The sequence below is a fragment of the Nonomuraea sp. NPDC050786 genome, assembly GCF_040654115.1.
In the GTDB taxonomy this organism is placed as follows: Bacteria; Actinomycetota; Actinomycetes; order Streptosporangiales; family Streptosporangiaceae; genus Nonomuraea.
Genome location: NZ_JBFAHJ010000002.1, coordinates 73,895 through 93,726, shown reverse-complemented (window position 1 = coordinate 93,726; position 19,832 = coordinate 73,895). Strand labels below are relative to the sequence as shown.

20 protein-coding genes and 1 pseudogene are annotated in these 19,832 nt (G+C 72.1%); 12 read left to right on the top strand and 9 right to left on the bottom strand.

Annotated elements, in window-relative coordinates:
• Positions 1-18: 18 nt before the first annotated feature.
• The 5 genes from scpB (at position 19) to AB0H84_RS04800 (ending at position 5,252) form a co-directional block, all read left to right on the top strand.
• Positions 19-552, top strand: coding sequence for an SMC-Scp complex subunit ScpB (gene scpB / locus AB0H84_RS04820; RefSeq protein WP_357599618.1), 534 nt, complete (start codon positions 19-21; stop codon positions 550-552).
• Complete coding sequence (locus tag AB0H84_RS04815) at positions 549-2,393, top strand: pseudouridine synthase (RefSeq protein WP_357598197.1); 1,845 nt, start codon at positions 549-551, stop codon at positions 2,391-2,393. The genes scpB and AB0H84_RS04815 overlap by 4 nt, the downstream gene beginning before the upstream one ends.
• A gap of 68 nt (positions 2,394-2,461) precedes the next feature.
• A complete protein-coding gene (gene aroH / locus AB0H84_RS04810) occupies positions 2,462-2,821 on the top strand; it encodes a chorismate mutase (RefSeq protein ID WP_357598194.1) in 360 nt (119 codons plus the stop codon).
• Positions 2,822-2,885: 64 nt separating this feature from the next.
• A complete protein-coding gene (locus AB0H84_RS04805) occupies positions 2,886-3,974 on the top strand; it encodes a prephenate dehydrogenase (protein ID WP_357598191.1) in 1,089 nt (362 codons plus the stop codon).
• Positions 3,975-4,073: 99 nt separating this feature from the next.
• Positions 4,074-5,252, top strand: coding sequence for an FAD-dependent oxidoreductase (locus tag AB0H84_RS04800; protein ID WP_357598188.1), 1,179 nt, complete (start codon positions 4,074-4,076; stop codon positions 5,250-5,252).
• Positions 5,253-5,303: 51 nt separating this feature from the next.
• Here AB0H84_RS04800 and AB0H84_RS04795 read toward each other — a convergent pair whose 3' ends face one another.
• From AB0H84_RS04795 to AB0H84_RS04780, 4 genes and pseudogenes are all read right to left on the bottom strand, one after another.
• Positions 5,304-5,498, bottom strand: coding sequence for a DUF2795 domain-containing protein (locus AB0H84_RS04795; RefSeq protein WP_357599616.1), 195 nt, complete (start codon positions 5,496-5,498; stop codon positions 5,304-5,306).
• Between the two features lie 122 nt (positions 5,499-5,620).
• A complete protein-coding gene (locus tag AB0H84_RS04790; RefSeq protein WP_357599689.1) occupies positions 5,621-6,082 on the bottom strand; it encodes a hypothetical protein in 462 nt (153 codons plus the stop codon).
• 58 nt (positions 6,083-6,140) lie between these two features.
• A pseudogene (locus tag AB0H84_RS04785) lies at positions 6,141-6,263 on the bottom strand (glycosyltransferase); the annotation flags it as partial.
• A 19-nt stretch (positions 6,264-6,282) separates the two neighbouring features.
• The gene (locus AB0H84_RS04780) at positions 6,283-7,128 is read right to left on the bottom strand and encodes a glycosyltransferase (protein ID WP_357598185.1); all 846 of its coding nucleotides are present in this window, start codon (positions 7,126-7,128) and stop codon (positions 6,283-6,285) included.
• A gap of 103 nt (positions 7,129-7,231) precedes the next feature.
• On the opposite strand from AB0H84_RS04780, the gene AB0H84_RS04775 reads away from it, so the two are divergent.
• The 6 genes from AB0H84_RS04775 (at position 7,232) to AB0H84_RS04750 (ending at position 14,189) form a co-directional block, all read left to right on the top strand.
• Entirely contained in the window at positions 7,232-7,882 is a 651-nt protein-coding gene (locus AB0H84_RS04775) for a TetR/AcrR family transcriptional regulator (RefSeq protein ID WP_357598182.1), read from the top strand.
• A complete protein-coding gene (locus AB0H84_RS04770) occupies positions 7,879-9,237 on the top strand; it encodes a carotenoid oxygenase family protein (RefSeq protein ID WP_357598179.1) in 1,359 nt (452 codons plus the stop codon). The genes AB0H84_RS04775 and AB0H84_RS04770 overlap by 4 nt, the downstream gene beginning before the upstream one ends.
• Positions 9,238-9,353: 116 nt before the next feature.
• Positions 9,354-10,010: a (d)CMP kinase gene (cmk, locus tag AB0H84_RS04765; RefSeq protein WP_357598177.1), complete on the top strand. Its 657-nt coding sequence runs from the start codon at positions 9,354-9,356 to the stop codon at positions 10,008-10,010.
• 38 nt (positions 10,011-10,048) lie between these two features.
• Positions 10,049-11,440 carry a ribosome biogenesis GTPase Der gene (gene der / locus AB0H84_RS04760; protein ID WP_357598174.1) on the top strand — a complete coding sequence of 464 codons (1,392 nt, stop codon included), beginning with the start codon at positions 10,049-10,051 and terminating at the stop codon, positions 11,438-11,440.
• 295 nt (positions 11,441-11,735) lie between these two features.
• Positions 11,736-12,998 (top strand): aspartate--tRNA(Asn) ligase, encoded by a 1,263-nt coding sequence (gene aspS / locus AB0H84_RS04755; protein WP_357598171.1) that lies wholly within the window; start codon positions 11,736-11,738, stop codon positions 12,996-12,998.
• 93 nt (positions 12,999-13,091) lie between these two features.
• The gene (locus tag AB0H84_RS04750) at positions 13,092-14,189 is read left to right on the top strand and encodes a PP2C family protein-serine/threonine phosphatase (protein WP_357598168.1); all 1,098 of its coding nucleotides are present in this window, start codon (positions 13,092-13,094) and stop codon (positions 14,187-14,189) included.
• 58 nt (positions 14,190-14,247) lie between these two features.
• On the opposite strand, the gene AB0H84_RS04745 is transcribed toward AB0H84_RS04750, so the two are convergent.
• Genes AB0H84_RS04745 through AB0H84_RS04730 form a run of 4 tightly spaced genes read right to left on the bottom strand, consistent with a single transcriptional unit; the run spans position 14,248 to position 18,170 of the window.
• The gene (locus AB0H84_RS04745) at positions 14,248-15,264 is read right to left on the bottom strand and encodes an aldo/keto reductase (protein ID WP_357598165.1); all 1,017 of its coding nucleotides are present in this window, start codon (positions 15,262-15,264) and stop codon (positions 14,248-14,250) included.
• A gap of 46 nt (positions 15,265-15,310) precedes the next feature.
• Positions 15,311-17,008 carry an MFS transporter gene (locus AB0H84_RS04740; protein WP_357598162.1) on the bottom strand — a complete coding sequence of 566 codons (1,698 nt, stop codon included), beginning with the start codon at positions 17,006-17,008 and terminating at the stop codon, positions 15,311-15,313.
• Complete coding sequence (locus AB0H84_RS04735; protein WP_357598159.1) at positions 17,005-17,652, bottom strand: LppX_LprAFG lipoprotein; 648 nt, start codon at positions 17,650-17,652, stop codon at positions 17,005-17,007. The genes AB0H84_RS04740 and AB0H84_RS04735 overlap by 4 nt, the downstream gene beginning before the upstream one ends.
• A gap of 59 nt (positions 17,653-17,711) precedes the next feature.
• Positions 17,712-18,170, bottom strand: coding sequence for a MarR family transcriptional regulator (locus AB0H84_RS04730; RefSeq protein WP_357598156.1), 459 nt, complete (start codon positions 18,168-18,170; stop codon positions 17,712-17,714).
• A gap of 34 nt (positions 18,171-18,204) precedes the next feature.
• On the opposite strand from AB0H84_RS04730, the gene AB0H84_RS04725 reads away from it, so the two are divergent.
• Positions 18,205-19,134 carry a cation diffusion facilitator family transporter gene (locus AB0H84_RS04725; protein ID WP_357598153.1) on the top strand — a complete coding sequence of 310 codons (930 nt, stop codon included), beginning with the start codon at positions 18,205-18,207 and terminating at the stop codon, positions 19,132-19,134.
• A gap of 105 nt (positions 19,135-19,239) precedes the next feature.
• Here the strand turns inward: AB0H84_RS04725 and AB0H84_RS04720 are convergent, their stop codons facing one another.
• A complete protein-coding gene (locus AB0H84_RS04720) occupies positions 19,240-19,824 on the bottom strand; it encodes a 4'-phosphopantetheinyl transferase superfamily protein (protein WP_357598150.1) in 585 nt (194 codons plus the stop codon).
• Positions 19,825-19,832 lie beyond the last annotated feature (8 nt).

Below are 19,832 nucleotides of genomic sequence, written 5' to 3'. Positions count from 1 at the left end.
GAAGAGGGTGGGCCGACGCTGGAGGCGGCGTTGGAGGCTATCCTGCTGGTCGTTGACGAGCCCGTCGCCGAGGTGACTCTGGCTCAGGTGCTGGAGCGGCCCACCCATGAGGTCGCTGCGGCACTGCGGGGGCTGGCGGCGGAATACACCGGTGCCGGCCGGGGTTTTGACTTGCGAGAAGTCGCGGGCGGTTGGCGGTTCTACACGCGGGCCGACTGTGCGCCCTTGGTGGAGCGGTTCGTACGCGACGGCCAGCAGACGCGGCTGACTCAGGCCGCGCTTGAGACACTCGCGGTCGTGGCTTACCGGCAACCGGTGAGCCGGGCTCGCGTAGCCGCGGTACGCGGCGTCAACAGCGACGGCGTCATGCGGACGCTCGTCGCAAGAGGGCTGGTCGAGGAGGCCGGCACCGACCCGGAGAGCCAGGCAATGCTCTACCGGACAAGCTCATACTTCCTTGAACGTCTGGGACTTCGGGACCTCAGCGAGCTCCCCGAGCTCGCGCCCTTCCTCCCCGACGACGTGGAGAACCTCGAGGAGACAACAAAGTGATCAACAGGCGAAGCACCCCGTCCGGTGATGGACGCGGTCGTGGACGTACCGGCGGCTCCGACCAGGGCCGTGGCGGGCGTCCCGCCTTCCGTTCCGACTCCGGTTCGGGTTTTCGTTCCAACGACGCACGTGGCGACTCTCGCGGTGGGAGTCGGCGTGACGACTTCCGCGGCGGATCCCGTGACTCCCTTCGCGCCGACCGCAGCGGATCGCGTGCCCGGTACGGGTCCGGCGCCCGTGAGCAGGGCCCCGCGCGCGGCGAGCGCGACGACCGTTACCGCCGCGACGACCGCGAGACGCGTCGCGACGACCGTGGCAGCCGTTACGGCGACCGCGAGACCCGCCCCGGTGGCCGTGAGGGCCGCCCCGGTGACCGTGAGACCCGTCCCGGCGGTCGTGACACCCGTTCCGGTGGCCGTGAGGGCCGTCCCGGCGGTCGCGAGACCCGATCCGGGGGCCGTGAGGGCCGTCCCGGTAGCCGTGAGGGCCGGTACGGGCGCGAGGAGCGCTACGAGGGCGACCGCTACGAGCGGCCCCGTGGTGACGACCGGCCCGGATACCGCACCGAGCGCCGCGACGACGAGCGTGGCGGCGGTTACGGTGCCGGCCGTCGTGAGGAGCGCGGCGGTGGCTACGGTGCCGGCCGTCGTGACGAGCGTGGCGGTGGCTACAGTGCTGGACGCGGCCAGGAACGCGGCGGCTACGGTGCCGGACGCGGCCAGGAACGCGGCGGCTACGGTGCCGGGCGCAGCCAGGAGCGTAGTGGCTACGGTGCTGGGCGCGGTGAGGACCGTGGCGGGTTCCGGGCCGATCGGAGCGGGCGCAGGGAAGGCGCCGCCCCGGCCTCGACGCGCTCCCGGTACGGCAAGCGCGACGCCGACGCCCGTCCCGAGCGGACCCCGCGTACGACCCGGCGCGACGACGTGCAGACCATCGGAGGCGACAGGCCCCAGCGTGACCGCCGCACCACAGCAGGCGGCGGCTCCCAGCGCGACCCCCGGCCCATCGGAAGCGGCAGCCCTCAGCACGATCGTGTGAAGGCCGCCCGCCAGCCCCTCCGCGACCGCGCCTTCTACGACGACGACTACACCGACGAGCGCGACACCACCGAGGTCCCCGGCGGGGTGCGACTGCAGAAGGTGCTCGCCCAGGCGGGCGTGGCCAGCCGCAGGGCGTGCGAGGAGATGATCGGCGAGGGCAGGGTCACCGTGAACGGCCAGGTCGTGCGGCGCTTCGGCGCCAAGGTCGATCCGGCGACGCAGGTCATCCACGTGGACGGCAAGCGCATCCCCACGGCCCCCGACCTCGTCTACTACGCCATGAACAAGCCCATCGGCGTCGTCTCCACCATGAACGACCCGCAGGGCCGCCCGTGCCTGGCCGACTACGTCGAGGAGCTGGCGCCGCGGCTGTTCCACGTGGGCAGGCTCGACACCGAGACCGAGGGCCTGCTGCTGCTCACCAACGACGGCGAGCTGGCCAACAGGCTGACGCATCCCAGCTACGGCGTGCAGAAGAAGTACTGGGCCAAGGTGCCGGGCCCGATCCCGCGCGACCTGGGCCGCAGGCTCAAGCAGGGCATCGAGCTCGAGGACGGCATCGCCAGGGCCGACGACTTCTCGATCGTGCAGGAGCACGGCCAGCAGGCGCTGGTCGAGGTCGTCCTGCACGAGGGCCGCAAGCACGTCGTACGACGCATGCTGGAGGAGGCGGGGCACCGGGTGATCGACCTGGCCAGGATCGAGTTCGGCCCGGTGAAGCTCGGCCGTACCAAGCCGGGGACCGTCCGGGCGTTGACCTTGAAAGAGGTCGGCGAACTTTACGCGGCCGTAAAGCTGTAATCTGGCTGGACGCAGGAGCCCGTGCGAACCTCCGCACGGGCTCTCCCGCTATGGAAGGGGACGACCACATGGTGCGCGCGATCCGTGGGGCGATCCAGGTGGACGCCGACGACCGCGACTCGATCATCGTGGGCACGACCGAGCTGGTCAATGCGATCATGGAGCGTAACCAGCTGACCACGGACGACGTGATCAGTGTGCTGTTCACGGCCACGCCCGACCTGACGGCCGAGTTCCCGGCGCTCGCGGCGCGTAAGCTGGGATTTCACGAGGTGCCGCTGATCTGCTGCACCGAGATCGCCGTGCCGGGGGCGCTGCCCCGCGTGGTGCGCCTCATGGCCCACGTCGAGACCGACCGCCCGCGGTCGGAGATCCAGCACGTTTACCTGCGTGGCGCGGTGGCGTTGCGGCAGGATATCGCGCAGTAGACAGCTGAAAAGCGCACTACGAGAGCGTCAAAACTCCAATAGCCGGATAAATCAGGACACCGACATGGAACTTCGTACCGTGCTCGTCGTCGGCACCGGTCTCATCGGCACTTCCGCGGCCCTGGCGCTGCGCAAGCGCGGCGTACGCGTGCTGCTCGCCGACCGTGACCAGGGCGCCGTACGGCTGGCGCGAGAGCTCGGTGCCGGTGAGGAGTGGCAGGCCGGCGAGGAGCCTGCCGAGCAGGTGGATCTGGCGGTCATCGCCGTGCCTCCCGCCCACGTGGCGACCGAGCTGCTGGAGCTGCAGCGGATCGGCGCGGCCAGGTTCTACACCGACGTCGCCAGCGTGAAGGTCGAGCCGCTCGACCGGGCCGCGCAGCTCGGCTGCGACCTGGCCTCCTACGTGGCCTCCCATCCCCTCGCGGGGCGCGAGAAGTCGGGCCCGGGGGCGGCCAGGGCCGACCTGTTCCTGGGCCGGCCGTGGGCGCTCTGCCCCACCGAGGAGTCCGGGGCCGAGGCGAGGGCGGCCGTGCTGCGGCTGATCGAGCTGTGCGGGGCCAACGCCGTCGAGGTGAGCGCGCACGACCACGACCGCGCGGTCGCGGTCGTCTCCCACGCGCCCCACGTCGCCGCCTCCGCCGTGGCCGCCCGGCTGGCCGACGCCCCTGACGTCGCGCTCGGGCTGGCCGGTCAGGGCGTACGCGACGTCACCAGGATCGCGGGCAGCGACCCCGGGCTCTGGCTCGGCATCCTGTCCGGCAACGCCGCCCCGGTCGCCGAGGTGCTCGAGGCCGTCGCCGCCGACCTCGCCGAGGCCGCCGGCGCCCTGCGCGCGCTGGCCGAGGGCGACGGCACCGTCACCGGGGAGATCACCCAGCTGCTCAAGCGCGGCGTCGCGGGCCACGGCCGCATCCCCGGCAAGCACGGCGGCCCGGCCTCCTCCTACGCCGTCGTCCAGGTCGTCATCGGCGACCGCCCCGGCCAGCTGGCCCGCCTCTTCCAGGTGTGCGACGAGGTCGGGGTCAACGTCGAGGACGTGCGCCTGGAGCACGCCCCCGGGCTGCCCCTGGGCATCGCCGAGCTGTCGGTGCAGCCTGACGCGGTCCCGACGATCATCGACGCGCTGCGCGAGCGCGGCTGGCAGGTTCCCTAGGGCCGGTTCCCTAGGGCCGGTTCCACCCACCGGCCCGGCCGATGTCACATCCGGGCCTCCTCGTTACGTCCTTGGCTACGAACCGAGGAGGTAACCGAAATGACCGACATTCTGGTGCTTGGTGGCGGCTACACCGGCGTCGCGGCGGCCATCAGGGTCGCCGTCAGGACCCGGCGCACGGGCGGACGGGTGAGGCTGGTGAACGCCTCGCCGAGGTTCACCGAGCGCCTCAGGCTGCACCAGACGGCCGCCGGCCGGCGGGTGGCCGACCACCTGCTGAGCGAGGTGGTCGCGGGCACCGGCATCGAGTTCGTCCAGGGCCGCGTGACCGGGCTGGACGTGGAGCGACGTGAGGCGCGCCTGGAGGACGGGCGCGTCCTCGGCTACGACAAGCTGATCTACGCGCTCGGCACCGTCACCGACGCCTCGGTGCCCGGCGTCGCCGAGCACGCCTACGTCTATGACGACTACGCGAGCACCGTACGGTTCGCCGAGCACGTCGGCACCCTCGACGCCGGGGCACCCAAGGCGGGCCGGCTCAAGGCCGGTACGGTCGTCGTGGCCGGCGGCGGGCTGACCGGGGTCGAGTCGGCCACGGAGATCGCCGAGGCCCACCCCCACCTGCACGTCGTCCTGCTGACGAGAGGCCGGCCCGGCTCCATGATGGGGGAGCGGGCCCGCGCCTACCTCGACGCGGCGCTGCGGCGGCTGGGCGTCGAGGTGCGCACCGGCGTGGACATCACCAAGGTGCTGCCGGACGGCGTCGAACTGGCCGGGGGCGAGCTGATCCACTCCGACGCGACGCTCTGGACCGCCGGCACCAGGGGCCTGCCGGTGGCCGCCGAGTCCGGGCTGACCGTCGACGCCCGCGGCCGGATCGTGGTGGACCGGGCGCTGCGTTCGGTCTCCCACCCCGACGTGTACGCCGTGGGCGACGCCGCCGCGGTCAGCCAGCCGTACGGCGTGCTGCACGGCACCTGCCAGGGCGGCATCCCCACCGGCCTGCACGCGGCCGACGCGCTCGCCGCCACCCTCCGCGGCCGCGGCCCCAGGGACTTCAGGTTCGGGTACCTGCACCAGCCCGTCTCCCTGGGCAGGAACGACGCGGTCATCCAGTTCACCCGGCCGGACGACAGCCCGCGCAGGTGGTATCTGAAGGGACGCGCGGCCGTCACGTACAAGGAGACCGTGAGCAGCAGCCCGATGCCCACGTTCAAGCTGCTCAAGCGCGGTCTGGTGCCGGTCTGGATGCTCGCGCTGAGCGCCGGGCTCGGCTGAACAGCACACCGGGCGGGGCCGATGAGGCCCCGCCCGGCGCACTCCCCACGGTCAGCGCTTGGTGACCGCCTCGCTGACGGCGTTCGGGCCGTCGTACTCGCGGTCGGGCATGGATTCGAGAGCCTTGATGATCTCCTGGCTCGCGTTGTGCTCGCGGGCCGCTCTGACGAGCTCCTGCTTGCTGGCCGGGTAGTCGACGCCACCGAGGTGCTTCTGCAGCTCGATCGGGTTGATTGTTGTTCTCATAACTCTCTGCTGCCCTTCGCTCACAAAACGTAACGTCGAGCGTGAGAATTTGCCTGAGATGCCGCCAAACTGGCCAGTCTCGCCTCCACCCTGGGCGGGACCCGTCTCCGTTCGGCCAGGACTCACGGCAGCCCGCGCAGCGCGTCCAGGGCCGCGAGCGCCGAGACGCGGTCGTGCGGCACCGTCCTCGCCAGGTGCGCGGTGCGGCGCAGCGCCGCCCCGAGCGGGCGCCGCAGCCACGTGAACCAGAGCGTGTTGCGCAGCCCCACCCGGCGCCTGGCGTGCGGGTCCCGCAGCCGCGACGCCTGGTGGTGCACGGTCAGCTCCTCCAGGTAGCAGAGCTCCCACCCGGCCGTGGCCAGGTCCACGGCCAGCAGTTCCTCCTCGCCGCCCAGCCAGAGCCGCCGGTTGAAGCCCCCGCACTCCAGGAACGCCTCGCGCCGCAGCACCGACGCCCCCGCCAGGAAGCTGCCGAGCGCCGGCCCGGGGAGCCAGGACGGGCCGCGTACGGGCGAGTCCCGCAGCTCGGCCACGATCGGGTCGTCGCGGCCTCCCGGCTCGGCCAGGATGCGGGCCGTCACCACGGCCGGCTCCCAGGTTCTCCTCGAGCGCGACCACGTCCACCTCGGGGTGGGCGCGGGCCACGGCCTGCGCGGTGCCGTCGTCCGAGCCGTTGTCCACCAGCACCACGTGCGGCCGTTCCGGCAGGTCGAGCAGCCTGCCCACCGAGGTGAGCGCCTCTTCGCACCGGTTCCAGGTGATCATCACGGCGCCCACGCGCGGATCAGCCACCGGAGCGCTCCAGTCTCCGCCGCGCCGTCTCCACCGCGAGCGGCAGCTCCCGCCGCTCGGCCAGCGCCCGCGGCAGCCTCGGTACGGCGCTGCGCAGCCCCTCCCAGCCCGCGGGCCCGCCCCGCAGGGCGTCGAACGACCGCCGCGCCACCACCCGCCACGGGCGGCGCAGCACCGCGGTCAGCACGGCGTTGCGGGCGGCCAGCACCTGCCTCCCGCGCGGGTCCCTGGCGGGCGAGGGGTGGTGGTGGGCCACGACGTCGTCCACGTACGCCAGCCCCCACCCCCGCGCGGCCAGGTCCACGGCCAGCCGCTCCTCCTCGCCGAAGAAGAAGATCACGTCGTCGAACCCTCCCGCCTCCAGGAACGCCTCCTTGCGCACCACCGCCCCGCATGCCAGGAACCCCAGCACGCTCGGCCCCGGCAGGTCCGGCTCCGTGCCGAGCGGCGAGTCGCGCATCAGCTCCGACACCGTGTCCAGCCGTTCCTGCGGGCCCACCAGCACGCGCGCGCCCAGGACGGCGAGGCGCGGATGGGCGTCCAGCACGTCGGCGGCCCGCTCCAGCGCACCGGGGGCCCACCAGGAGTCGTCGTCGGCGAAGGCCACGTAGGGGGTCTCGGCCAGCCGGACGCCGATGTTGCGGGCGGGCGCCCCCAGGTTCGTGCCCGCCTCGACCAGGTGGACGTCCGGGAAGTGGCGCCGTACGAACCCCGCGGTCCCGTCGGTCGAGCCGTTGTCGACGAGGATCACGGGGCGCGGATGCATGGGAAGCGTACGGGTCAGCGCCCGCAGCCGGTCCTTGCTGGCCACCACGACGGTGACACGCGCTTGTTTCACATCGGGCCACTTACCGCGAGGGCCGCTCTTAGTCCTTGACGTCTCCTCCGGGCGGGCGTACAAAGAAAGGGTAACAGCGTTACCGAGAAGAAACGGCGTTACCGTGACCACCGCGTACCAGCAGGCCCAGCAGGAAGGGCAGCACGTCGTCAGGACCGCGATCCTCGACGCCGCCACCCACCTGCTCGTCACCGAGGGGCCGGCGGCGCTGACCGTGCGTCGGATCGCCGGCGAGGTCGGCTGCTCGACCAAGGTGATCTACACCCTCTTCGGCGGCAAGGACGGCCTCAGCGAGGCGCTCTGGCTGGAGGGGTTCGCGAGGTTCGAGCGTTGGCTGCTCGAGGAGGGCGGCGCGGCCGGCGACCCGCTGGCCAGGCTGCACAGGGGCCTGGACGCCTACCGTGCCTACGCGCTGGCCGAGCCCGACTACTACCGGGTCATGTTCCTGGGGGCCATGGCCGGGTTCCGGCCGGGCGACGAGGCCGTGGCCTCCGCGAAGCGCACGTTCGGCCTGCTCGTGCAGGCCGTGGGGAAGTGCCTGGAGGCGGGCGCGCTGCGCGGGGGAGAGGCCGAGGAGATCGCCGACGTGCTGTGGATGGCCATCCACGGCGCCGTGAGCCTGGAGATCCTCGGCCATTTCGACGAACCCACGGCGGCGCGGCGCTACCCCCTGCTCTGCGACTCGGTGCTCGCCCCCTTCCTGGCCTCCGATGACAGGCCCGATGAGAGGCCCGATGAGAGGAATGCATTATGACCACCCCGTACACCGGCGGCTTCGCCCCCGTGACCGAGGAGATCACCGCCTTCGACCTGGAGGTCACCGGACGCATCCCGGCCGAGCTCGACGGCCGCTACCTGCGTAACGGGCCCAACCCGCTCAGCCTCGACGACCCGAGGGCGACCCACCTGTTCACCGGTGAGGGCATGGTGCACGGCGTGCGGCTGCGCGACGGCCGCGCCGAGTGGTACCGCAACCGGTGGGTACGCAGCAATGACGTCGCCGCACGGCTCGGCGAGCCGCCCAGGCCCGGACCCGTGCACGAGGGGATGGACTTCGCCGCCAACACCCACGTCATCGGGCTGGCCGGACGCACGTTCGCGCTGGTCGAGGCGGGCGCTGTGCCGTACGAGCTGAGCTACGAGCTCGACACGATCGGCCGGTGCGACTTCGGCGGCGGCCTGCCCGGCGGGTACGCCGCGCACACCCACCTCGACCCGGCCACCGGCGAGCTGCACGCGCTGGCCTACTTCTTCGGCTGGGACCACCACCAGCACATCGTGATCAACCCGGAGGGCACGGTCACCCAGGTCAGGAACATCCCCATCGCCGACGCCCCGATGCTGCACGACTTCGCCCTCACCGAGCGTTATGTGGTGATCTACGACCTGCCGGTCACGTTCAGCATGGCCCACGCCGAGCAGGGCCGGCAGCTGCCGTACGCCTGGAACGACGCCCACGGCGCCCGGGTCGGGCTCATGTCGCGCGAGAGCGGCGACGTGCGGTGGGTGGACATCGATCCGTGCTGGGTCTTCCACACGCTGAACGCCTACGACGACGGCGACGAGGTGGTCGTGGACGTGGTCCGCTACCCCAAGCGGTTCGTGGACGCCCGGCTCGACCAGGGCGGCCTGCCGACGCTCGACCGGTGGCGCATCGACCCGGCCTCCGGCAAGGTCCGCGAGACGCGGCTGGACGACCGGTCGCAGGAGTTCCCGCGCATGGACGAGCGCCGCACCGGCCGGCCGTACCGCTACGGCTACACCACGGCCGGCGGCGACATCGACGACGTGCTCAGCAAGACCGACACCGAGCTGGAGGACCTGCCCGACGAGGCGTTCGACAACACGCTCATCAAGCACGACCTGGAGCGGGGCACGGCGGAGTCGCGGCAGTTCGGGCGCGGCGCGTACGTGGGCGAGCCGGTGTTCGTGGCCTCGGGGGAGGCCGAGGACGACGGGTACGTGCTCGCCTACGTCAACAACGAGGCCAGGGGAGCGGCCGACCTGGTGATCCTTTCGGCGCAGGACTTCACCGGCGAGCCGGTCGCCACCGTGCACCTGCCCGCCCGGGTGCCGCTCGGCTTCCACGGCAGCTGGATCGCCGATTGAGCCGGACACGGTACTCTCTCTTGGTGATGCGGTGACGGGATCGACGCATCCGGCCTGGTCCATCCGTACGGCGAGGACCTGGTCTCCGCTGGCAAGCTCGTGAAGAGGGAGAGGCCGTGACCGGTCTGGTCGTCGCCATGGACGGCCCTTCGGGGTCGGGTAAGTCGAGCGTGTCGCGCGGCGTCGCCAGGGCACTGGACCTGCGCTATCTCGACACCGGGGCGATGTACCGCGCGATGACCTGGTGGATGCTCCAGCAGGGCGTCGACCTGGCCGATCCCGCCGCCGTGGCGGCCCGCTGCGGCGAGCCGCGCATCGACTGCGGCACCGATCCCGACGGCCCCACGATCCACGTCGACGGCGTCGACGTGGCGGGGCCGATCAGGGAGGCCGAGGTCACGGGCTCGGTCTCCGCCGTGGCCGCCGTTCCCGAGGTCCGGGCGCGCCTGGTCGCGCTGCAGCGGGAGATCATCGGCGCCGGTGGCATCGTGGTCGAGGGCCGCGACATCGGCACGGTCGTCTGGCCCGACGCGGCCGTCAAGGTCTACCTGACGGCGAGCGCCGAGGCCCGTGCCAGGCGGCGCAGCGCCGAGGTGGCCGGCTCGACTGTGGAGGCGCAGCAGGAGGCCATGGCCAGGCGTGACACCCTGGACTCGACACGTAAGACGGACCCACTCTCGATGGCGGATGGCGCTGTCGAGCTCGACACCACCCCGCTCTCCCTCGAAGAGGTGATCGGCGAGGTGTTGAGGCTGGTCAAAGAGCGCACCTGAGGATTTCAGGTGCGGTACTCACATTAAGGAAACGCATCGTGACAACGGGGGACTGGGTCGAGGCCGACCTCGACGACCTTGAGATCACCGAGCACGGCGACGCCACGCCGCTGCCGGTCGTCGCCATCGTGGGGCGGCCTAACGTCGGCAAGTCCACGCTCGTCAACCGCATCATCGGCCGCCGCGAGGCCGTCGTGGAGGACGTGCCCGGCGTCACCCGCGACCGGGTCACCTACGACGCCAACTGGCGCGGCCGCCGCTTCACCGTGGTCGACACCGGCGGGTGGGACCCGGACGCCACCGGGATGAACCTGCGCATCGCCGAGCAGGCCCAGGTCGCCGTCGAGCTGGCCGACGTGATCGTATTCGTCGTGGACGCCACCGTGGGCGCGACCGACGCCGACGAGATCGTGGGCTCGGTGCTGCGGCAGTCCGGCAAGCCGGTCATCCTGACCGCCAACAAGGTCGACAACCAGCAGCTCGAGCTGGAGGCCGCCGCGCTGTGGTCGCTCGGGCTCGGCGAGCCCTACCCCGTCTCGGCCCTGCACGGGCGCTCCAGCGGCGACCTGCTCGACGTGGTGCTCGACGCGCTGCCCGAGACGCCCGCCGTCACCTTCGAGGGCGAGCGCGGCCCGGCCCGCGTCGCGCTGCTCGGCAAGCCCAACGTCGGCAAGTCCTCGCTGCTCAACAAGCTCGCCGGTGAGGAGCGGGTGCTGGTCGACCCCATGGCCGGCACCACCCGCGACCCCGTGGACGAGCTGATCGAGCTGGGCGGGCGCACCTGGCGCTTCGTCGACACGGCCGGCATCCGGCGGCGCGACCGCGAGCTGCAGGGAGCCGACTACTACGCGGCCATGCGCACCCGGGCGGCGCTGGAGCGCACCGAGGTGGCCATCGTGCTCATCGACGCCAGCGAGCCGCTCACCGAGCAGGACCTGCGCATCATCGGCCTGGTCATCGAGTCGGGGCGGGCGATGGTGGTGGCGTTCAACAAGTGGGACCTCGTCGACGAGGACCGCCGCTACTACCTGGAGAGGGAGATCGACCGGCAGCTCGTCCGCACCCCGTGGGCGCTCCGGGTGAACATCTCCGCCCTGACCGGGCGGCACGTCGACCGGCTGGTGCCCGCTCTGGAGAAGGCGCTCGACTCGTGGTCCACCCGGGTCCCCACGGCGCGGCTCAACGCGTTCCTGACGGAGCTGGTGCAGCAGACGCCGCCGCCGGTGCGGGGCGGGAAGCAGCCCAAGATCCTCTTCGCCACGCAGGCCTCGACCGAGCCGCCGAAGTTCGTGCTGTTCACCTCCGGGTGGCTCGAGGACACCTACCGGCGCTTCATCGAGCGGCGGATCCGCGAGGAGTTCGGGTTCGCGGGCTCGCCGATCGAGGTCACGATGAAGATCCGGGAAAAGCGGGCCAAGAAGGAGAAGTAATGGCTTTGCCGGTCGCCCGGGCGGGATCGTAGGATCTACGGCAACGCGTCGACGGAGACGAGTAACCAGCGGACCCGCAGGGGTCCAGAGAGCCGCCGGTAGCTGCGAAGGCGGTCCCGTGCCCCGCTGGTGAAGACACTCCTGAGTGCGGGGAGGAAATGCCCCGCCGGTCTGACCCCCGTCATCGGGTCGTGGAGGCCGCCTGTTCTCGAGGCGGCGAAAGTGCGGTGGCACCGGGAGTTCCCTTCTCCCCCGCACTCCCAAGGGGTCATGCATTTCCTCATGAGGAGCTGTAATGATCTCTCGTGTCATGTCGGCGGAGCTCGCTGAGCACGCCGGCCAACGAGTGACGATCGCCGGCTGGGTCCATCGCCGCCGGCAGCTGAAATCCGTGTCCTTCCTCGTCGTCAGGGACCGTACCGGCCTCTCCCAGGTGGTGGCCGCGCGCGAGCTCCCTGGCGAGGAGAGCGTCGTCGAGGTCACCGGCACCGTGCGGGCCAGCCCGCAGGCGCCCGGCGGCGTCGAACTGGTGGAGCCGGAGATCGCGGTGGTGTCGGAGCCGTGCGCGGCGCCGCCGTTCGACCTGTACCGGCCCGTCGTCTCCGCCGGGCTGCCGACGGTCCTCGACCACGCGCCCGTCGCGCTGCGACACCCGCTGCTCAGGGCGCCGCTGGAGATCTCGGCGGCGAGCGTGGCGGGCTTCCGGGAGGCGCTCGGCGGGCTCGGGTTCACCGAGATCCACACCCCGAAGATCGTCGCCTCGGCCACCGAGTCGGGCGCGAACGTCTTCGGCATCGACTACTTCGGCAGGCCCGCCTACCTCGCGCAGTCGCCGCAGTTCTACAAGCAGGCGATGGTGGGGGTGTTCGAGCGGGTCTACGAGGTCGGGCCCGTCTTCCGCGCCGAGCCGCACGACACCGTACGCCACCTCGCCCAGTACACCAGCCTCGACGCCGAGCTGGGCTTCATCCGGGACCACCGGGACGTGATGGCGGTGCTGCGGGAGGCGGTGGCCGGCATGCTGGAGTCGGTACGGCTGCGCGCCTGCGCCGCCGTCGAGCTCCTCGGGGTCGTGCTGCCCGAGGTGCCCGCCGAGATCCCGGCCATCCATTTCACCGAGGCGCAGGAGCTGACGGGCTCGGCGGAGCCGGACCTGTCGCCCGCGCAGGAGCGGTGGCTGTGCGAGTGGGCGGTGCGGGAGCACGGGTCGGAGTTCCTGTACGTCACCGGCTACCCGATGTCCAAGCGGCCCTTCTACACCCACCCCGACCCGGCGCGGCCCGGCTACTCCAACGGGTTCGACCTGCTGTTCCGGGGGCTGGAGCTGGTGACGGGCGGCCAGCGGCTGCACCGGCACGCGGACTACCTGGCGGCGCTGGCCGCCCGGGGGGAGGGGCCGGAGGCGTACGAAGGGTACCTGCAGGCCTTCCGGTACGGGATGCCGCCGCATGGTGGGTTCGCGCTCGGGCTGGAACGGTGGACGGCCCGGCTGACGGGCGCCGCCAACATCCGCCAGACCACCGCCTTCCCGCGCGACCTGCACCGTCTTTCGCCATAGGCCCTGGGAGTGTCGCCTCGACAGGCAATTCACCCGTTCACTAGAAAGGAGCAGAGCCAGGACCTGAGGGGATGACGTGAAACCGGGGCGCGGATGAACCGACTCTCCACTCGGTGGCCCTGGTACGCCACGTTCATCCCGGCCGCCCTGATCGTCAGCGGGATCTTCGTCAACCTGCTGTCTCCGCGTGACTATTGGGGCGACTACCAGCTGGGGGCCGCGGTCGTGCTGGCCGGAGCGCTGCTCTCGTTGCGGCACACGATCGCGGTCGCCGCGGCCCTGGTCCTGGCCGAGCTGGCGCTGCTGGTCAAGGACGGCTACTTCGGTCATGTTCCCGGCACGTTCTCGCTGATCAACGCGGTGTTCACCGCGCTCGTCGGCCTCGGGGTGAACCGCGTGGTCGCCCGCCACGGGCGCCGGCTGGAAGCGGTGCGTTCCGTCGCCGAGGCGGCCCAGCGTGCCGTGCTGCCCGCCCCGCCGGCCGGTGTCGGCCCGCTGGCCATCGCCGCCGTCTACAAGACCGCGCAGATCGAGGCGTTGATCGGCGGAGACGCGTACGCCGTGCAGGACACGCCGTACGGGATCAGGCTGCTCATCGCGGATGTGCGCGGCAAGGGCCTGGGCGCGGTCGGCACGGTCTCCGTACTGCTGGGCGCCTTCCGGGAGGCGGCCGACCAGACGCCCGACCTGGTGGTGCTGGCCGACCGCATGGAGCACGCCCTGGTCAAGGCGGCCTCGTCGCGCGAGGAGAACATTCGGATGGAGGGGTTCGTCACGGCGGTGCTCGGTGAGATCACACCGGGCGCGGAGCGCGTGCGGCTGCTGAACCGCGGCCATCCCTCGCCCTATCTCCTCCAGGGCGACACGGTGTCCCCGCTCGATCCGGGCGAGCCGGGTCTTCCCCTGGGCATGGGCAGCCTGGGCGGGCCGCGGGCAGGGCCCGAGAGCTGGCCGTTCCCGCCAGGGAGCACGCTGCTGCTGGTCACCGATGGGGTGACGGAGGCCAGGGACCGTACCGGGACCTTCTACGAACCGGCGAGCCGGCTCGGCGGCCGGGGCCCGTTCCGGCAGCCGGACCAGGTGGTCGAGGCCCTGGTCCGTGATGTCGAGCGCTGGACCGGCGGGCCGCGCGACGATGACATGGCGATCCTGGCGATCACCCGGCGCGCCGGCGGGCCGGCCGCTCCGTGAGCGCGATGGCCATGGAGCGCGGCACGGCCCGCCGGGTGGCCCGCCCTGCCCGGCGGCGCTAGGGCGTCGCCGGGCCGTCGGTGCCGGAAGCCTCGATGGCGGTCGCGATCTCCGCCAGGTCCTCGGCCGTGAGCGTGAGGTCGCCGGCCGGGATCCAGCCGTCCACCTGGCTCGCGTCCCGGGCACCCACGATGGCGCCCGTGATGCCCGGCCAGGCTAGCGTCCAGGCCACCGCGACCGCCGCCACGGACACGCCGTGCCGTTCGGCGACCGGCCGGAGCGCGTCCGTCACCCCCAGGCGGGCGGCCAGGCCCGTGGTGAAGCTCGGGTGGGTCTTGCGCCAGTCGCCGTCCGGCAGGGAGGCCACCCGTTCGGCGGAGAAGCGGCCCGCCAGCAGGCCCGACTCCATCGGCGAGTAGACGATCACGCCCGTCCCGTGCTCCGCCGCCCAGGCGATCTCCGGCGCCGCCGACCGGTTCAGGGCCGAGAACGGCGGCTGGATGGCGTCCACGTGGGCCACCCGCTCGGCGATCTCCAGTTCGGCGAGCGAGTGGTTCGACAGGCCGATGGCCCGTACCTTGCCCTCGGCCTTGAGATCCGCCATCGTCTGCCAGTACTCCTCCAGCGGGATGGCGTTCGGCGAGGGGCCGGAGGCGCCCAGGGCGTCCCAGTCCAGGGACTCGCCGGTGTCCGGCCAGTGCACCTGGTACAGGTCGATCGCCTCCACGCCGAGCCGCCGCAGCGAGTCCTCCACCTCCCGGCGTACCTCCGACATGATGCGGCGCGGCGTCGCGTCCAGGTCGGCGGGATCCCACACCAGACCGGCCTTGGTGAAGATGTACGGCCGCTCGGAGAGCCCCGCGACCGCCTTGCCGACGACCTCCTCCGAGTGGCCGTAGCCGTAGACGGCGGCGGTGTCGATCCAGTTGACGCCCCTGTCGACGGCGTGCCTGATGGCCGCGATCGAGTCGGCGTCGTCCTGCTCGCCCCAGCTCCACCGCCAGTTGGCGCCCGAGATGCCCCACGAGCCGAAGCCGGTGCGGCTGATGTCCATGTCCGTCGTTCCAAGTTTCATGGCAAGGATGCTGCCGGACCCCGCGACGGTTACCCAGGGCACGGGCTTACCTGGGTCTGCGAGAACCACCCTGGGACGGCCGGGGGCGGGGCAGCAGCAGCGCGACGGCCGCGCCGAGCAGGCAGATGAACGCCGTGACCAGGAACATCTCCGTGTACTCGGTGTGCAGCGCCACCTGCACCTTCGCGGTGTACTCGGCCAGCCGCCGCTGGTACGTCACCGCGTCCACGCCGAACGGGAGCGGCGTGTCCAGGTGGGCGGTGAGCGACTGGAACCGGTAGAACCCCCACGCCGACACCGCCGCGATGCCGATCAGCATGCCCATCATCCGGGCCACCACGACCGCCGCCGACGCCACGCCGTGCTGGACCGCCGGGCTCACGCGCAGCACGGCGGACGAGACAGGCGCGATCACCAGGCCCAGGCCCAGACCGGCCACCGCCAGGTCGATGTCCACGACGAGGCCCGCGCTCGCCAGGTCGAGCGGCCACCGGCTCATCAGCCAGTAGCCCGCCGCCCCGAGCGCCATGCCCGCCACGGCCACGGCGCGCTCGCCCAGCCTGCGGCCCAGGAGGCCGCCCAGCAGGGCCCCGACGGTGAGCGCCGCCAGGAACCTGGCGAGGACCAGCGACGCGTCCAGCGCCTCCAACCCGAGCAGGGTCTGGGCGGTGAGCTGGACGAACACCATGGTCACCAGGAGCGCGGCCCCGGCCAGGAAGCTCACGGCCAGAGTGGCGAGCAGGGGACCCTTGCGGGTGGCGGAGAGGTCGAGGAGGCGTACGGGGGAGCGGATCTCCCACCACACGAAGACCCCGGCCGCCACCGCCCCGGCCGGGATGACGACGAGGCCCCACGGCGGCAGCACGGCGCTGGCAGGGTCGGGGTTGTACAGGCCCACGACCAGCAGCCCGAGCGCCAACGCCAGCAGCGCCCCGCCGACGACGTCGACCCGCCCCGCCGTTGGCTCGGGCGCGCCCATGGTGCCGGCCGGCCCGGGCGACACCACGCTCGCCGTCCGCGCTGCCGCCTCCGTGTCCGCGTTCCCGCCCATGGGGCCCACCGTCCGCGCTGCCACCTCCGTGTCCGCGTTCCCGCCCTCGGATGCCGCCCCTTCTGCGGCGCCACGGGCGCCGATGCGCGCTGCGGATGTGCCGGCTGGGACCGTGAAGTGCACAGCGACGGCGGCCAGAGCCGCGAGCGGGACGTTGATCCAGAAGATGGCGTGCCAGCCGCCCAGCTCCACCCCCGCCACCGTGGCGGCCGGGAGCCCCGCCAGCAGCCCGCCGTACAGGGGCCCGAGGGCGCTGCCGAGCTCCTGCGCCGCACCCACGGCGCCCAGCGCCACCGGCCGCTCGTGCTCGTCCCACAGGTCGCCGATGAGGGCCATCGTGATCGGCAGCAGCGCCCCGCCGGCCACCCCCTGGACGGTACGCCCGGCCACCACCATCACCTCGCCGGCGGCCAGCGCCGTCAGCACCGAGCCGAGCGCGAAGGCGGCCAGGCAGGCGTGGATCAGCGGCCGCCGGCCGTACCGGTCGGAGAGCTGGCCGAGCAGGGGCATCGCGGCGACGTACCCGAGCAGGAACCCCGTGACGATCGGCGTGGCCCGCTCCAGGTGGTTCAGCGGGATGCCCACGTCCTCGGCGAGGTCGACGAGGATCGTCACCACCACGTACGCGTCGAGCGCGGCCAGCAGCACCACCGCGCCCCCGGCGCCGAGCACGACCCGGCGGGCGCCCGTCATCCGGCGGCGGGCGGCGTGATCGTGACCGGCGCGTCGTAGTCGCTGAACGACACCGTCACCGTGCCGTCCTGCAACGGCAGGCTGGCCTTGGTGAGCCGGCTGCTGGCCTTGTCGAGCCAGACCTTGCCGTTGACCCCCTGCGTGACGCCGGGGACGATCTGGCCGAGCACCTGCCCCGGGAACGTCGTGGCCACCCGGTAGGAGTCACCCTCCAACGCCTCCACCTTGGGATCGGTGGCCGAGGAGAGCAGCTGGGCGATGCCCTTGGACGGCTCGAGGATCACCGAGGGGTCGTAGAACTGCGCGAGCTGCTGCCGCGTCATCTTCTGGAAGCCGCCCGTCGGCCCCTTGAAGTGCACGGTGTCCCCGATCAGGGCGAAACTGATCTCCTGCAGGGACCCCAGCACGTCGATCGTGATCGTTCCGTCGGCGTCACCGGCGGCCGTGAGCCTGCCGTCGGCCTTCTTGACCGGCACCTTCGGCTTGCCCTCCGTAGCGATCGAGAAGCTGGCCGACTTGACGCCTTTCATGGCTTCGGCGGCCTTCTTCATCAGGTCGGGACCGGCGGGCAGCGCGTCGCCGCCGCCCGACGAGCATGCCGAGACCAGCGCGAGAACCGCCACGATCAGAAGCTTTCGGACCATGAGCGGATCGTAGCGAGCGCTTGGGAACCCCGTGAGCCGTCGCGGATATCGGTTGGGTGTCAGCGCAGCTTCTTCAGATGCTCCACGATCGGCTCGTAGGCCGCCTCGAGCGCTTTGAGCTGCTCGTCGCTGAGGAGGTCGACGAAGTGCTCGCGCACGCTCGCCACGTGGTCCGGCGCGACCCGCTGGATCGTGTCCCAGCCCTCGTCGGTCAGCACCGCGAACGTGCCGCGCCGGTCGTCGCGGCAGTCCTCCCTCGTCACCAGGCCCTTGGCCTCCATGCGGGAGATCTGGTGCGACAGCCGGCTGCGCGACTGGATCGTCGCGTCCGCCAGGTCGCTCATCCGCATGCGCCGGTCCGGGCTCTCGGAGAGGTTGACGAGGATCTCGTAGTCGTTCAACGAGAGTTGGTGCACCTGCAGCTCGCGGTCGAGCCGGTGCAGGAGCAGCTTGTGCAGCGCCAGATGCGTACGCCAGGCACGCTGTTCGGCGGGTGAAAGCCAGCGAGGCGCCCTCATGATCTCCAATGTAGCGCACGTAAAGTAATCCCCTATGGAGCAACGGGAGTCGGGGGAGAGCCTGAGGACCGTCCTGGTCGCCGGCGCGGCCAATCTGACGATCGCGCTGGCCAAGCTCGTCGCGGGCCTGATCGGCGGTTCGGCGGCCATGCTGTCGGAGGCGGCCCACTCGGCCGCCGACACCGTGACCGAGCTCCTGCTGCTGGTGGCGGTGCGCGGCGCGGAGCGGCCCGCCGACCGGCGGCATCCGTTCGGGCACGGCAAGGCCGGGTTCGTCTGGGCGATCACGGCGGCCGTGGCGACGCTGGTGGGCGGCGCCGGGTTCTCGATCACGCACGGCCTGCACGAGATCAGCCATGGCGAGGAGCTGTCGAACCTCCTTCCCTCGTACATCGTGCTGGCCGTCGCGTTCGGCATGGAGGCCGTCTCGTTCGCCAAGGCGTACTCGCAGCTGCGCGACCAGGCCGCGCGCTACCGGGTCCATCCGGTACGGCTCGTCCGGATGACCTCGGACACCGCGCTGAAGGCCGTGCTGTTCGAGGACGCGGCCGCTCTGGTGGGCCTGGTCATCGCGGCCGCGGGGCTGGCCGGGTCGCAGATGACGGGCTCGGCGCTCTGGGACGGCGCGGCGTCGATCGCGATCGGCCTGCTCCTGGTGGTGGTGGCGGTCAGCCTGATCCAGTCGAACCTGTCGCTGCTCATCGGCCAGGCCGCGCCACCGAGGATCGAGACCGGCATCCGGGCCGTGCTGCTGTCCCAGCCCGAGGTGGACGACGTGGTCGAGCTGCTCACCATGATGATCGGGCCGGGCTCCATCCTGGTGGCCGCGAAGATCGACTTCCGGGACGAGGCGAGTGCGGCGGGTGTGGAGATCGCGTGTGACGAGGTGGACCAGCGGCTGCGGGAGCGCTTTCCGGGCGTCAGCCAGGTCTTCCTCGACCCCACCCCGACCCGCCGCCGCTGACCCCGTACAGGCCCGTGGACCCCGGCCACGCCGAGCGGTCGGAGCCGCTGACCCCGTTCAGGTCCGTGGATCCCGGCCGCCCCGAGCGGCCGGAGCCGCTGTTCGTCAGGGGATCGGCACCCTTGTGGCAGGGGAGTCCGTGACCACGGCCACCCTGATGTCCGGACCGGCGCTCCACTCCAGCAGGTGGCGGCCCGCCAGGTCGTCGCCGCCCGCGTGGAGCTGGTCGAGCGTCAGCTCGCCCCGCTTGATCAGCGCCTCCTTGCGGGTCCAGTGCCTGATCAGCTCGTCGTTGCCGGTGACCAGCGCGCGCTCGCGCGGGGTGCAGACCCGTTCGGCCAGGGCCAGGTCCAGCGGGCCGGGCGGCACATGCTCGGCGTCCACGCCGACCTTGCCTGGCCCGGCCCCCGCGCACACGTAGCCGCGCGTGTGGCTGAAGCTCACGCCGAGGTCGGGCGCCTCCTCGATGTACGGCTTGCCGTGCCCTGGGCCGTGCAGCTCGCAGCGCTGCAGCAGGGTCAGCTCATGCGGCTCGGTGCCGAGCGCGGCGGCGGCGCAGAGCCGCACGAGGAGGTGGGCGGCGACGTAACTCGCTCGATCCGCCTCGAACCGGAAGCGCCCGGCCCGCTCCTTCTCCACCTCGGTGAGCCAGTCCTCCGGGGCGCGCACCTCGTCGGGGCGGCCGCCCATCGCTAAGG

What these genes read in the sequence shown, in the direction of transcription:
- AB0H84_RS04795 (WP_357599616.1), bottom strand. Translation starts at nt 5,498, where the DNA reads ATGAGAACAACAATCAACCCGATCGAGCTGCAGAAGCACCTCGGTGGC.
- AB0H84_RS04735 (WP_357598159.1), bottom strand. Translation starts at nt 17,652, where the DNA reads ATGGTCCGAAAGCTTCTGATCGTGGCGGTTCTCGCGCTGGTCTCGGCA.
- aroH (WP_357598194.1), top strand. Translation starts at nt 2,462, where the DNA reads ATGGTGCGCGCGATCCGTGGGGCGATCCAGGTGGACGCCGACGACCGC.
- AB0H84_RS04770 (WP_357598179.1), top strand. Translation starts at nt 7,879, where the DNA reads ATGACCACCCCGTACACCGGCGGCTTCGCCCCCGTGACCGAGGAGATC.
- AB0H84_RS04800 (WP_357598188.1), top strand. Translation starts at nt 4,074, where the DNA reads ATGACCGACATTCTGGTGCTTGGTGGCGGCTACACCGGCGTCGCGGCG.
- AB0H84_RS04750 (WP_357598168.1), top strand. Translation starts at nt 13,092, where the DNA reads ATGAACCGACTCTCCACTCGGTGGCCCTGGTACGCCACGTTCATCCCG.
- AB0H84_RS04720 (WP_357598150.1), bottom strand. Translation starts at nt 19,824, where the DNA reads ATGGGCGGCCGCCCCGACGAGGTGCGCGCCCCGGAGGACTGGCTCACC.
- AB0H84_RS04730 (WP_357598156.1), bottom strand. Translation starts at nt 18,170, where the DNA reads ATGAGGGCGCCTCGCTGGCTTTCACCCGCCGAACAGCGTGCCTGGCGT.
- AB0H84_RS04805 (WP_357598191.1), top strand. Translation starts at nt 2,886, where the DNA reads ATGGAACTTCGTACCGTGCTCGTCGTCGGCACCGGTCTCATCGGCACT.
- AB0H84_RS04745 (WP_357598165.1), bottom strand. Translation starts at nt 15,264, where the DNA reads ATGAAACTTGGAACGACGGACATGGACATCAGCCGCACCGGCTTCGGC.
- AB0H84_RS04740 (WP_357598162.1), bottom strand. Translation starts at nt 17,008, where the DNA reads ATGACGGGCGCCCGCCGGGTCGTGCTCGGCGCCGGGGGCGCGGTGGTG.
- AB0H84_RS04725 (WP_357598153.1), top strand. Translation starts at nt 18,205, where the DNA reads ATGGAGCAACGGGAGTCGGGGGAGAGCCTGAGGACCGTCCTGGTCGCC.
- aspS (WP_357598171.1), top strand. Translation starts at nt 11,736, where the DNA reads ATGATCTCTCGTGTCATGTCGGCGGAGCTCGCTGAGCACGCCGGCCAA.